This is a genomic window from Metabacillus halosaccharovorans, from assembly GCF_002019635.1.
GTDB lineage: Bacteria > Bacillota > Bacilli > Bacillales > Bacillaceae > Metabacillus > Metabacillus halosaccharovorans.
Window position 1 is genome coordinate 1737278 of the sequence record NZ_KV917372.1, and the last position, 14124, is coordinate 1751401.

Here is a 14124-nt window from a genome sequence, read left to right on the forward strand (position 1 = left end):
AAAAATTAAGCATTTACTGCTTCGGTTGGTTTACTATAAAAAACTGGTTTCTCTTGTAAAGTAATCGTCTCTTTTTCCCCTGAATCTTGTGCTTTAATGGCAGCATCAGCTGTTACCTGTGCAATATAACCATCCCATGAAGTCGGACCGTTCGGTTCCCCTGTTTTCTTAATTGAATCCATAAAATCTTGAAGCTCTTTGTCATACGCATCAATAAACCGATCTTTCCAATCCATTAATACATGTGTACCGAACATCGCATTTTTGCGGAATGAAATGCTCTGGAATTCAGGTAAGCTAACAATCCCTTCCTCACCGATAACTTCACATTGAATATCATAACCGTATTTACAGTTCACATTAATTTCCGCAGTGATCACGATTCCACCTTTTGTTTCAAGTGTCACAATTTGCGGATCTTTAAGATTTTCATGTGCATGCTTTGATTTTTTCGGATAAGCCACTTGAACCGTTTGATAATCATCATTAACTAACCAATGCAGAACATCAATTTCATGAATTAATGTGTCATGAATGGCCATATCTGTCGTATAATTCTTTCCAACTTCCGGATTTCTGTGTGCAGCACGTATCATTAGCGGCTCACCAATAAAGTTGTTTTCGATCGCTTCTTTTAATTGAACATACCCGCTATCATAACGACGCATAAATCCTACCTGTACAAGACGCTTACCGTGTTTCATTTCTGCTTCAACAATTCTCATGCAACCTTCAGCTGTTGTAGCCAATGGTTTCTCAACGAATACATATTTTCCAGCTTCAATTGCCGCTAATACGCTCGCCTCATGAGCAGGACCCCAGCTTGTTACAAGAACAGCATCAACATTGTCAGCAGCAAGAAGTGCTAAGTCATTTGGATAAACAACTGCATCAAGCGCAAAACTCTTTACCGCATCTTCTGCAGACGCTTGATTCACATCTGTTACAGCAACGATTTTTCCACCTGCTAACTTATTGCTAATACGTTTAATATGTTCTCTACCTATTGCACCTGTACCGATTACTCCGAATCTTAATGTCATGCTCTATTCCTCCCAAACATTTTATTTAACCTACTAGGTTAATGCTTTCATACCAATATAGGCAGTAGAGTCATGTAACCTCTAAGTCCCTAAAAATTACCTTTTCATAAAGTTAGTTTTTAACGATTTCATCCTTTGTTTTTAGGAGCTTTTTATCAATATATTTTCTTGTAAGTAAAGCATATTCTAAAGGGTGAGCTATGGCTGGATCTTGTTCTGCTTCAATGACGATCCATCCTTTATAATTGTGATCAAGTAAGAATTGATAGACCTCTGTGAAATCAATACATCCATCTCCAGGAACAGTAAACATTCCATTTAAAAATGACTGTAAAAATGATCTCCCGATTTCTTTACATTGATTTAGTACTTCTTGTCGTGAATCCTTAAAATGAACGTGTTTGATACGATCAATATGCTTAAGCAAAAGCGACATATAATCCCCATCTGAAACGTATATATGACCGGTATCATAAAGTAAATGAACATGATTAGGGTCTGTGTTCTCCATAAGACGATTAATTTCTTCTAAAGTTTGCACACCTGTACCCATATGGTGATGGAAAACGAGTTTAAGATTATACTGTTCTGCTATTTTTCCAAGCTCATTTAACCCTACGCATAAAACATCCCACTCTTCATCAGTAAAGTATGGCTTTTCTCCAAACACATTCTTTTCAGTTCCTTGAATACTGTATGTCTGTTCTGACACTACAGCCACACTGGCATTCACTTCTTGAAGATATGCACAATGCTGATGAAATTCTTTTGCAGCTTCTTCAAGACCGTCTCGAATAATAAAGCTACTAAACCATTTACCGGCAATTTTTAAATTTCGTAGATTAAGCTCTTTATTTAAAATTTTTGGCTCCGGGAAAAATCCGCCAACCTCTGTTCCTTGAAAACCTGCAACAACAATATCACTTAACAAATGTGATAACGTATTTTCCTTCCCAATTTCCGGTATATCATCATTTCTCCAACCAATGGGAGCAATTCCCCAAAGAATATCTTGATTATTCATGAGCTCACCTCTATTAATATTGCTTTGCATTTTGTAGTTTTTGTTGTTTTGTCTCGTATGACTTTTGAACACCTTCTTGAGGCGAAACTTCTGGTACACCCAAATTCCACCAGCTGCCATCATACCCATCTGTCATCGTTTTTGGCAGCACTTTCATTTCAATTAAAGTTGATCTGTCTTGATTTTTAGCATCCTCAAGAGCTGATTTTAATTCCTCAACTGTATTTGCGCGGTATGCCTTTGCTCCATATCCTTCAGCAACTTTTGCATAATCAATGTTCATAATTTGGTTGTCATCTGTTCTGAATTCACAGAAATAGCTACCATTTCCGAAATCCATTTGTAAGTTGTTAATACATCCGTAACCTGAGTTATCAAACAGGAGAATATTAATTTTCTTATTGTATTGAAGAGCAGTAATAAATTCAGAATGTAGCATAAGGAAACTTCCATCTCCAACAATTGCGTATACTTCCTTATCCGGCTCAGCCAGTTTCAAACCTAATGTACCGGAAACCTCATATCCCATACAAGAATAACCATACTCGAGGTGATACGTATTTGGTACCTCAGCATGCCATAGTCGTTGAAGATCACCAGGTAATGACCCTGCAGCACAGATAATAATACTGTCCGGATCAATTGTTTCATTGATTGTAAGCAATGCAGTTGTCTGCGGTAATTCAGTATTTAATGCATCTGCATATTCATTGAATAATTCTTGAGAGAAATGGTTTTTTATTTCCGGATCAAAATTTTCTCTAGTAAATGTCACCTTACTTAATCTATCACGTTCAACTAACCATTCTTCTTGCAACTCATCAATAAGAGTACCGAATTCACTCTTATATCCTTCCAACATAGGAACTAAGGCTTCAGTTGTAGACTTAGCATCTGCCACCACTGGAAAGGCATCTAATTTGTATGCTTGCATACGACTAACATTTATGTTTAAGAATTTAGTTTTTTCAAAGTTAAAGATTGTCTTAGAGGATGTGGCGAAATCTGTAAATCTTGTACCGACACCAATAATGAGATCAGCTTGTTGTGCCGCTTTATTCGCTGCAGAAGTTCCGGTAATACCTAGTCCTCCAAGGTTGTTTTTAAATGAAGATTCAACAGCTGATTTACCAGCCTGTGTTTCAACTAATGGAATATCATATCTTTCCGAAATTTCGATGAGAGCTTCTCTTGCTTCTGAATACTTTGCTCCTCCACCAACAACAATCACAGGTTTTTTACTTGCTTTAATTAGCTCGGCAGCTCCATCTAATTCACGCTGGTTAGGGAGACGGCGGTCGATATAATGCACTCGTTTTTCAAAGAACTTCACATCATAATCAAATGCTTCCCCTTCTATATCCTGGGAAATACAGATGGTAGCCGGACCTGCCTTTGCTGGATCTGTCATCACTTCAAATGCACGAATTAAGCTTGACATTAACTGTTCAGGACGTGTGATTCGATCCCAATATCGGGATAATGGCTGAAGAGCATCATTTGTTGTTATCGCAATACTATGTTCCTGCTCTACCTGTTGTAAAACCGGATCAGGCTGGCGCGTTGCATAAGTGTCTGCAGGAAGTAAAAGAATCGGAATATTATTCGCAAGTGCTGTACCTGCAGCCGTAACTAAGTTTGCAGAACCTGGACCACTTGAAGTTGTAACCGCATAAATTTTCTTTCTTAGCATTTGTTTACTGTAAGCAATAGCCGCATGTGCCATCCCCTGCTCGTTTTTACCTTGTATTATTTTTAAGTTTCCGGGATTTTGTTCAAGTGCCTCTCCAAAACCTAATACATTGCCATGTCCAAAGATGTTAAAGATTCCTTCAACAAAAGGCTGTTCTTCACCATCAATTGAAACATATTGCTGCTGTATAAATTTAACCAAAGCTTGCGCTGTTGTTAATCGAATTGTTTCCATCCTTTTTCACCTCTATCAAACAGATATTGTTTCATTTTTATCAATTAATGCCTCAATTTCTTCTACTGTCGGCATTGCTTCTGATGAGCTATGTTTACTTACAACGATGGATGCTGATGCACTTCCATACTTTAATGCTGTTTCAATATCTTTCCCTGAAATTAGTGCGAAAAGAAAAGCTGAAGCATAGGAATCTCCGGCACCAAATGTTTTTAAAACCTTTGTTTTGTATGCTTTTCCTCTAAAAGTTTCACCTGACTTGGTATACGCATAAGACCCTTCAACACCATGCTTAATAACGACTAATTCAGGAGAATGCATAAATAAGTAGTTAACAGTATCCTCGTTTTTACCTTCTGTTGTTCGGTTTTCAAGGGCATCATATTCATCACGAGTTCCAATAACAACATCTGATTGCTCGGCAACCAAGGAGTAATATACAGCTGTTTCCTCTTGGTTTTCCCATGAATATGGACGGTAGTCTAATTCAAAAATGACTTTAACATCATTCTTTTTAGCCAAACTAACTGCCTTAATGACAGCTTCACGGGACGGACTCTTAGAGAGTGCAGTACCTGATACAAGTAAAACTTTTGACCTTTTAATGTAGTCCTCATTCACTTCTGCCGGAGTTAAATAAAGATCTGCAACATCCTGACGGTACATAAGGATGCTGCATTCTTCAGGGCTTTTAATTTCTGTAAACGCCAATCCGGTTTTATGGCCTTCTTGATCGACAACAAAATTCGTTGTATCAATCCCCGCTTCTCTCATATATTTTTCAATAAAACGACCGTGCTGGTCATCAGCAAGCTTTCCAATAAAACCTGCTTTCAAGCCCAGTTTTGCACTACCAATTGCTATGTTTGCAGGAGATCCACCAACATACTTTGAGAATGTCATTGTCTCTTCCATTGGGCGGTTATACTCAACAGCATTTAAATCAATACACGCACGGCCAATTGCGATAATATCAAACTCTTTATCTGTATTAAAATTCACTTTCATGTCCATCACATCTCCTTTTGTTATCGTTTTAAAATCCATTCATGGTCAGGATCATTATGAAACTTCCAAACTCGTGTAGGACCTGCCATTACATTTAAATAGTAAGACGTATATCCTTCAGGAACTCCAACTGGATGATAACCAACAGGTACAATGACCATGTCACTATTTTCGACTGTCATTGTTTCATCTATTGAGCGATCATCTGTGTAAACTCGCTGGAACACAAAGCCCTGCGGTGGATCCATTTCATGGTAATATGTTTCTTCCAAAAATGATTCCTCAGGCAAATTATCCTGATCATGCTTATGAGGAGGATAACTGGACCAGTTACCACTTTCTGTAAAGACCTCTACAACTAGTAAACTATTAGCTGAAGGATCAGAATCAGGCAGAATATTTTGAACCATACGTTTATTATTACCTGTGCCTCTATACTCCACACCATTATCTGCAGCACTGATGAGTTTTGTTGGTAATTGTTTATTTGAAGGTGAATAACATAAAGCAACTCTCGCCTGACTAACTGCCTCAATTTCAAAGGTTTTATCATTTGAAACATAAACACTGTCAGTTGGTTTCTTTTCAAAAACTGATTCACGCGTTCCGATTCGATCAAATAATACTTCCTGATCACTTACATTGATTTGTCCTATTACAGCAACGATACAACATTCTTGTTTTTCTAACGTTTCTGTATATCGTGCTCCAGGTACAAGATCGATCATTTTAAAGCCAACATACTCCAAAGTTGAATTTTCAGATGTTACATCATGTACAAGAGTAACACCCTTTGCCAATTCCTTTTGCACTGGTTTGCGTAGTAATCTACTCATTCATGATCCTCCTTATTTAATGATGTTTTTATGAATATTTTTTATTTATATCCCACTCTCACTGAAATCGATTTCATTTATTACTATAAAACAATGGAAAAATCACCTAGGGTACCTAGTTTATTTCACTTATTGTTCCAAAAAGGTCATATTCAAGCGTTTTTGTGATTGAATTTTTACCTTTCTTGAACTTTTTAGTCCTTCAATATTTTCATAAGACAAGCTTATCACTGCAATCGATTTCATTTATATGTTTTATCAGGTTTCAATATTCTTGTTGTGTTAGAAATACTAAATTTATAATTTAATAGTACCACTTACATAAAGCGCTTTCAAGTTTTGTTTGAAATTTAATAAGTTTCGATACTATCCCGGAACAGGTCTATCTCAAAGGTCCGGGATTACTCCCGCTGAATCCGATGGATACTTAAAGCTTACCTGTTAAAAATTGTGCTTCCCCTAGTCCAAAGCTCCAATCCGCATCACTATTTTCTGTAATAGATACCATAAGATCTTCAGGTGAAACACCACACTCTGTTTTCAGTCTATCAGCTAATAACGCATATAACTTTTCTTTCTGACTTGTTGTACGTTTTTTACTTACAACACTTATAAGAACCAAGTCCTTTGTTCTTGTAAACCCTAACCCTGTATCTTGAATGATCAATTCATTTGGAGCATGCTGATGAACAATTTGATAACGATCACGTTGAGGCACTTGAAAGGCATCCACCATCGCTTGATGAGCTGTATCAAGCAACGTTCTTAATGTTTCTTCATCTCGACCTTCTACTAAATCAAAACGTAATAATGGCATAAATCTAAATCCCCCTTAAATAATTTCTTTTATCGTGAAATGATTAATTCAATACCATGTTTCTTTGTAAAAAGCTGATACTCTTCTCCCGGAGATTTGTTTGTAATAATACAATCAACATCTTCGAGATCACAATACGTCATTAAAGCATATCGACCAAATTTAATATGATCAACAAGTAAGTAAATTTCAGCACTTTTTTGAACAACAGCTTGCTTAATTTCACTTTCATGTGGAGATGAATGTGTGACCCCATTCTCTAGTGTAATTCCAGTGGACGCCATAAAAGCTTTATTAATGTTGTAGGATCTTAAAAGATCCATATTTTTCAAGCTAACAAATGACTTAGTCTTACGATCAAAGACACCACCGGTTGAGATGACATTTAAATTCTCATATGGAAAAGAATTGAAAATAAAATCTAAATTATTTGTAATAATTGTCACTTGTTTATCTTTTATAAACTCCACCATTTCAAGTGTTGTTGTTCCTGAATCAACATAAATAATGTCTCCATCCTGAATTAAATCAGCTGCAGCTTTAGCAATAGATATCTTTTCTAACTGATTCTTTGTCTGTCTTTCATTAAATGATTTAAGAGTTGCATGATTAACCGCTACTCCCCCATAAACCTTTTTAATCTTGCCTCTTTCCACTAATTGCTGGATATCTCTTCTTATTGTGTTCTTTGAAACTTCAAATACCTCGACAAGTTCATCTAAAGAAACTGTTTGTTGCTGAAAAATATAATCTTGAATTTGTTCAATTCTTTCCGTTTTTATCATGACAATCCCTCTTGTTCTCATTTGGCAGTGCTGTCGTAATGATTATGCCATTAACACTAAATGATTCATGTAAACCATTTCATCTCTCTTAAATCAACTATAAATGTTTCTAACTATTTTTTCAACACTTAACCAAAAAATAATCATAATAAATCAAAAACTTACCCATCCACACTACATCTTTTTAAAAATTCACAAGGTGAAAGAGTAATAAAAATGCAAGTTTCTATAATTTTCTATTTTTAAAATGTACTGAACCCTTAGTTTATAAAGGTTCGTTTTAATAAAAAGATACAAACTTATGAAGTTTCTCAAAAATTCTCATTGACTGAAAGCGCTTTTAATATTATGATCAAACCAGAATAAATTACCAAAATATAATCAACATATTACCAACATGTTGCAAAGGAGAGAATTTATATGGAACAATCCCAAAAGTCTTTTCTATTTAAAGTCATCTTTGTATCAACATTTGGTGGGCTACTATTCGGTTACGACACTGGTGTAATCAATGGCGCCTTACCATTTATGTCTGAAGCACTTGGCCTTACGTCATTTACTGAAGGGCTTGTTGCAAGCTCATTGCTTTTTGGTGCAGCTCTTGGTGCAGTTTTCGGTGGTAGATTATCAGATTACAGTGGACGCCGGAACAATATCCTTTTATTAGCTGTTATTTTCTTTGTCGCTACAGTTGGATGTACGTTGGCACCAAATGTAACGGCTATGGTGTTCTTTCGCTTCCTACTTGGATTAGCAGTTGGAGGAGCATCAGTAACAGTACCTAGTTATCTAGCAGAAATGTCTCCAGCGGAGAGTAGAGGAAGAATGGTTACCCAAAACGAACTAATGATTGTATCCGGTCAACTCTTAGCTTTTGTTATTAATGCTATTCTAGGTAACACAATGGGCCACCATGATCATGTATGGCGTTATATGTTAATTATTGCCGCACTTCCTGCGATCTTTTTATTCTTTGGAATGCTTAAGCTTCCAGAAAGTCCCCGTTGGCTCGTTTCTAGGCAAAAAAATACTGAAGCTCTACAAGTTTTAAATAAAATCAGAGCAGAAAAGCAAGCAAAATCAGAACTAAATGAAATTAAATCAATCTTCGAAAAAGAGGCTCAAACTAATAAAGCAACGATGAAAGACATGGCTGTTCCTTGGGTACGACGTATTCTTTTCATCGGAATTGGTATTGCAGTTGTTCAACAAGTTACAGGTGTTAACTCTATTATGTATTATGGGACTGAGATTCTGAAAGACGCCGGCTTTGATACAGGTGCAGCACTAATTGGTAACATTGCAAATGGTCTTATTTCTGTACTCGCTACTTTCGTCGGAATTTGGCTGCTCGGAAAAGTAGGTCGCAGACCAATGCTTTTAACAGGTTTATTAGGCACAACATCAGCCCTTCTTCTTATTGGTATACTCTCAATTACACTTGAAGGAACCGCTGCTCTTCCGTATGTTGTTCTTTCGTTAACAGTTTTATTTCTTGCTTTCCAGCAAGGTGCTATCTCACCAGTTACCTGGTTAATGTTGTCAGAAATATTCCCCACTCGTTTAAGAGGCCTTGGTATGGGTGTTAGTGTATTCTGTTTATGGATTGTTAATTTCTTAATAGGTTTATTATTCCCAATGCTTTTAGCATCAGTAGGTCTATCAACTACATTCTTTGTTTTCGTTGGACTCGGAATTATTGCTATGACATTTGTCGTTAAATTCTTACCGGAAACTAAAGGTCTGTCTCTTGAGCAATTGGAGGAGTACTTCCGTAATTATGGTAAGAATTATCCTACAGATGAGCCGTTAGACAAAATAGCTAAATGAATAAAATGAAGGCGCTTTATTCAAAGCGCCTTTTTATTTAAAAGATTATGATTAGTATTCTCCATTTACGGACTAAATCAGAATGCAAATAGATATACTAATTGTTCAATAATTTTCTAAACTGTTTTTTATACTCAGCAGGAGTATATCCGGTAAATTTTTTAAAACAAATACCAAAATATTGAGGGTTGTTATAGCCAGCTTTTTCACATACTTCATACGTTTTGATATCAGGGTTTCGCAATTCTTCCATTGCTTTTTTCATCCGGATTTCCACCAAATAATCCCCAAAATTAAACCCTTTTTCCAGTTTAAACAAATTGCTCAAATACGGTGTACTAACATGAATAAATTCCGCTACCTTTTTAAGTGTTAAGGTACTATCGTGATAATGCTCATTCATATACTTTATTGCTTGATCAACATGGCTGAAGTGATTTTTATCATGCTTTTTATACATTTCTTCACACCATTGCAAAATAAGTCCATTTAAAATCTCCATCATTTCTGAAAGGGTTTCCATTTTTATGATCTCTTTATAAAAATCAGATGAATTAAAACTCTCCCCTACTTCTTTTCTCCATTTTTCAACTTCGAAAAATAGCATGGTACTAAACTTAAGTGTGAGGATTTTTAACTCAGTTAATGGAACCGACTTTTGATCAACAATTGTTTTATTTAATTGTTTAAGAGTACTACTCACCTTTTCAGGTATCCCTAACTTAATATTACTTTCTAATTCTATTTCTAGTTCTTTTAAGCGATTTTCTGTTTGTTCTCTACTTGAAACAGTATCTTCAAATGAAAAAAACCTGCATGTTCCCATTATATGTTTCATATCCATCGCTAAACGAGATTCAATCAATGATTTTCCAAGTTCAAATAAATTGGGATATGTTCTGCCAAACGTGATTGTAGGAGAATGATCAGTAAAGGAATCAAATAATTGTTGTGCCAGTTGGCATTTTCGGTTGTCGTCTTCATCATCAAGCGATAAAATAATTGCATTTTCATGTGGATCAATATTGATGACAATAAAGTTTCCTTGTAAAAAAAGAGATGAGGTGATCTCAACTATCTTTATGTTAGATTCTTCACTAAAACCTGCTGGAGAATGAACTAGAAGCGCGGCATAACTTGGTCCTTCCAATTCTACTCCTAGTTCAGCTAATTCTTTCTCCACATCCATTCGCTGATCGCCTTCTCTTATCAACTGCTGAAAGAATTTTTGTTGAAGATAGTGCAGGGATTCTTTCATTCTCATTTCCTTTTTTGTTTCATCTTCCCAATCTGCTGCTGCTTCTTGTACTTTGGAAAGCATTAGCTCTGAATCAACAGGCTTTAATAAGTAATCAAAGGCTTTAAGTTTTAACGCTTGGTGAGCATATTTAAAATCTTCATACCCTGTTAAAAAAATAATTCTCGTTCCCGGACTAATCTCTTTAATCTTTTTCCCCATTTCCAATCCATTCATAAAAGGCATATTAATATCTGATATGACGACCTGCGGCTTGACTTTCTCAATTAGCTCTAGTGCCACCTCACCGTCTCCTGCTTGACCCGCGATGGTAAAACCGTGCTCCTCCCACTGGATTGACTGACAAATCCCTCGACGAATAATCCGATCATCTTCAACAACAATCACCTTATACATCTCCGTTAATCTCCCCCTTTGTTTTAGGAATCATAATGCTCACCACTGTTCCCTGACCAGGTTTACTGGATATAACTAATCCATATTCTTTTCCAAAGTGGATGTTAATTCGTTCGTTTACACTTTTTAATCCAATCCCAATAAATCCTCTTTTCTCCTGAAAGGATTCTCCCAGTTCTCTCTTTATTTCTATTAATTTATCTTGTTCGATCCCATTCCCATTATCAGCCACCTCTAAGTGAATGGACCCTTCCTTCTCAAATCCTCTTATTGAAATTTTTCCAAGACCTCTTTTCTGTTTTACACCATGGTATATCGCATTTTCTATAAGCGGTTGTAGAGAAAGTTTGATTATGTTATAGGAAAGAATCTCTTGTTCAATGTTAATTTCGTAAGTAAAGTCATCTCCATACCGCATTTCCTGAATAAATAAGTAATGCTCAATATGCTCGATCTCATCCTTTATGGAGATAATCTCTTTTCCTTTACTAATTCCGATTCGAAAAAAGCTTGAGAGAGCGCTTACCATTTGACTTGCATCCTTATTAAGACCCATGTCACAGAGCCCTTTTATTGAATAAAGCGTATTATAAAGAAAGTGTGGATTTATTTGTGCATGCATAATAGCAAATTCTAATTGCCGCTTTTCCTCCTGGTCCAACCGAATCTGGTCCATCAATGTTTGAATTCGGAAGAATAATTCTTTAAAACCGTTATGAAGGATTTTCATTTCTTCAGGACCGGATGTTTCATCATAAAAATCAAGGCTTTGGTTATTCATTGTGCGCATTTGTTCAGCCATTTTTTCAAATGGTTTTGAAATATATTTTCCTACAATATTGGTGATAAATATTGCACTGACAATCATCATGATAATGAAAAAAACAGTCACATGTTTTATGTAATTTACTTTGTTTAATATCTCATTTTCAGGGACTATGGCTGCCAGTTTCCATTTATTTGCCTGGATTGTATCATAAATCACAATCATCTCTTCACCCGCAGCGCTTTCATAGGAGAACTGTCCACTCTCTTTTTTCATACTTTGAAGGGAATGAAGCGTTTTATGATCAAGTTTATATTCCTCTTTCACATCTTTGGATTCATATTTTCCGTCAGGACTGATCAGGGTAAGGTAACCATTTTTACCGATTAATGATTTGTTCAATACCTGTTCAAAAAAATCATCACGAAGATTAAAAAGTACAATTCCTTTATCTGAATTCTCGATCACTCTAAACACTGACATAACCTGATCGTTTGTCTTAAAAATTTGATCTTGATGGATATTCCTCCAATAAAACCCCTCTTTATTTCCTTTATATTGGTTAAAATAATGATCATATGGAACAGAGGGATTAGATGTATAATCACTATGGTAAAGCAAAAACTCACCCTGATTAAGATCAATTAAAACGGATTCAATGATGACATTATACCGGGAATAAACAAGCTGTAAACTTTTATCAATCTCCACATAATATTCAGGTTTAATGTCAGATTCTTTCGTTCCGACTAAGTTTAAAACCCTCGGATCATTCGATACCGCTACAAGTTGCTGAAAAACATCCGAAAGCATATAGTCTAAATAATTTATTGACTGGAAGATCGTATCATTTACATTTTTATATGCATTTTCTTCAATTTGTGCAGTCGCAAGCATAGAGGATACCCATCCAGAAACGGATATAAAAATAATAATGATAGACAAATAGAGTGTATTTATTGTAGATTTAATCGAGTACAGAAAATACTTTCGAATGAATTTCTTTATCTTCGTCACCATCTTTTAAATTCTCCTGTAGTAACAAAATAGAAGACAAACTCTCCTACTAAAAACAATAACTGATTAAATGAAAGCGGTAAACAAAATTCTCCCGCAAATTCCAGAACTTTTTGATACATCTTTAAAGAATACATAGAAACCTTTCCTTACACTCAAAAAAAGTATAAGAAAAGGTTCATGTCTTTGTATTACGTACAATATTGTTAAACTAATCTAAGTTGTTACCTGATTCCTTAATAAGATCATAATAAGCCATGCTTCCTAAAATAAATGCACCCATACCATGCAAATCATTTTCTGATGTAGGGCGTTCCACATAATAGTCATACACTCCAGCTGAAGTTCCAATACAAATCCCGCTTAAGTTGAGTGCTGCTTCCTTTTCTTCCACCATGTGTTTTAACAACCCTTTATATCCCTTATCAACTACTTTACGGTAAGAGGTATCCACATAGCCAAGTTGGATTCCTTTCGCGATAAAGTAAATAAATAGTGCAGAACAAGATGATTCTAACCAGTTGTCTTCAAGGTCACCTTTATCTACTATTTGATACCATAATCCCGTTTTTTCATCTTGAAACTTTACAATAGCGGGGATAAAGCTTTGAAGCGATGAAATCAATTCCTCCTGTCCACGCTGTCTGTCTCCTAATAGCTCCAATAAATCAATTAATGCTGTGCCATACCAGCCGACAGAACGACCCCAGAATTCTTGTGAACAACCTGTTTCAGGATTTGCCCATGGCTGAACCTTTTTCTCATCCCAGGCGTGATAAAGTAGTCCCGTTTTCTCATCTGTCATATGTTTTCTCATCAGCTTTTCTTGTAAAAGAACAGTTTGAATTAATTCTTCTTCATGGAAGTGCCGGCTATAAAGAAGCATGAACGGTCCACCCATAAAGAGGCCATCTAACCACATTTGATAAGGGTATTTTTCTTTATGCCAAAAACCATTTTCGCTTGTTCTGTTAATTGTTTCTAAAGCACTTCTTAGTCTCTTTGCCGCAATCATATATCTTGGGTCTTTTGTCTCTTCGTATAATGGAAACAATAAAATTCCCGCCATCGTGGAATCAAGCTCATCTCTTGCAAAACAGACATTACCAAACTCATCAATTAAATGATCAAAATAAGCTTTTATATACTCAAAATATTCTTTTTTCCCGGTAGCTTGATAAACTCTGTACATACCATACAGGAACACTCCTTGATGGTAATGAAAATGATTAACAGGGGGCAATTCCTCTGCTCGGAATGTTTGCATCAAAGCCTGACATGCCTTTTCCGCCATCACCAAAGGAGTTCCGATTGCCATTTTTTCTGTTGTATTTTCCATTATCTATTCTCCTTTTCTCGAAAGTATCAAAGAATGTATTCAGTGGTGGAAACAATCCATTCCATTTCCCACTGAATG

Annotated in this window: 11 protein-coding genes; 1 reads left to right on the plus strand and 10 read right to left on the minus strand. The window is 35.9% G+C overall.

The window, feature by feature from the left end:
* Positions 1–5 precede the first annotated feature (5 nt).
* The 7 genes from iolG to BK577_RS22540 form a co-directional block, all read right to left on the minus strand.
* On the minus strand, positions 6–1043 hold the full coding sequence (gene iolG, locus BK577_RS22510; RefSeq protein WP_078434998.1) for a bifunctional inositol 2-dehydrogenase/D-chiro-inositol 1-dehydrogenase: 1038 nt from the start codon (positions 1041–1043) through the stop codon (positions 6–8).
* Positions 1044–1155: 112 nt separating this feature from the next.
* The gene (iolE, locus tag BK577_RS22515; protein ID WP_078434999.1) at positions 1156–2067 is read right to left on the minus strand and encodes a myo-inosose-2 dehydratase; all 912 of its coding nucleotides are present in this window, start codon (positions 2065–2067) and stop codon (positions 1156–1158) included.
* A 13-nt stretch (positions 2068–2080) separates the two neighbouring features.
* Positions 2081–3994, minus strand: coding sequence for a 3D-(3,5/4)-trihydroxycyclohexane-1,2-dione acylhydrolase (decyclizing) (gene iolD, locus BK577_RS22520; protein WP_078435000.1), 1914 nt, complete (start codon positions 3992–3994; stop codon positions 2081–2083).
* Between the two features lie 15 nt (positions 3995–4009).
* The gene (iolC, locus tag BK577_RS22525) at positions 4010–5002 is read right to left on the minus strand and encodes a 5-dehydro-2-deoxygluconokinase (RefSeq protein ID WP_078435369.1); all 993 of its coding nucleotides are present in this window, start codon (positions 5000–5002) and stop codon (positions 4010–4012) included.
* A gap of 20 nt (positions 5003–5022) precedes the next feature.
* The gene (gene iolB, locus BK577_RS22530) at positions 5023–5838 is read right to left on the minus strand and encodes a 5-deoxy-glucuronate isomerase (protein WP_078435001.1); all 816 of its coding nucleotides are present in this window, start codon (positions 5836–5838) and stop codon (positions 5023–5025) included.
* 427 nt (positions 5839–6265) lie between these two features.
* Positions 6266–6655: a tautomerase family protein gene (locus BK577_RS22535; protein ID WP_078435002.1), complete on the minus strand. Its 390-nt coding sequence runs from the start codon at positions 6653–6655 to the stop codon at positions 6266–6268.
* A gap of 29 nt (positions 6656–6684) precedes the next feature.
* Positions 6685–7440, minus strand: a complete 756-nt coding sequence (locus BK577_RS22540) for a DeoR/GlpR family DNA-binding transcription regulator (RefSeq protein WP_078435003.1) — start codon at positions 7438–7440, stop codon at positions 6685–6687.
* A gap of 420 nt (positions 7441–7860) precedes the next feature.
* On the opposite strand from BK577_RS22540, the gene BK577_RS22545 reads away from it, so the two are divergent.
* Positions 7861–9270: a sugar porter family MFS transporter gene (locus tag BK577_RS22545; RefSeq protein ID WP_078435004.1), complete on the plus strand. Its 1410-nt coding sequence runs from the start codon at positions 7861–7863 to the stop codon at positions 9268–9270.
* Positions 9271–9367: 97 nt separating this feature from the next.
* On the opposite strand, the gene BK577_RS22550 is transcribed toward BK577_RS22545, so the two are convergent.
* The 3 genes from BK577_RS22550 to BK577_RS22560 all read right to left on the minus strand — a co-directional run bounded on the left by BK577_RS22550 (position 9368) and on the right by BK577_RS22560 (position 14046).
* Positions 9368–10924, minus strand: a complete 1557-nt coding sequence (locus BK577_RS22550; protein WP_078435005.1) for a response regulator — start codon at positions 10922–10924, stop codon at positions 9368–9370.
* On the minus strand, positions 10917–12710 hold the full coding sequence (locus BK577_RS22555; protein WP_245823561.1) for a sensor histidine kinase: 1794 nt from the start codon (positions 12708–12710) through the stop codon (positions 10917–10919). Before BK577_RS22555 ends, BK577_RS22550 begins: the two co-directional genes overlap by 8 nt.
* Before the next feature lie 208 nt (positions 12711–12918).
* Complete coding sequence (locus BK577_RS22560; protein ID WP_078435006.1) at positions 12919–14046, minus strand: glycoside hydrolase family 88/105 protein; 1128 nt, start codon at positions 14044–14046, stop codon at positions 12919–12921.
* Positions 14047–14124: the final 78 nt, after the last annotated feature.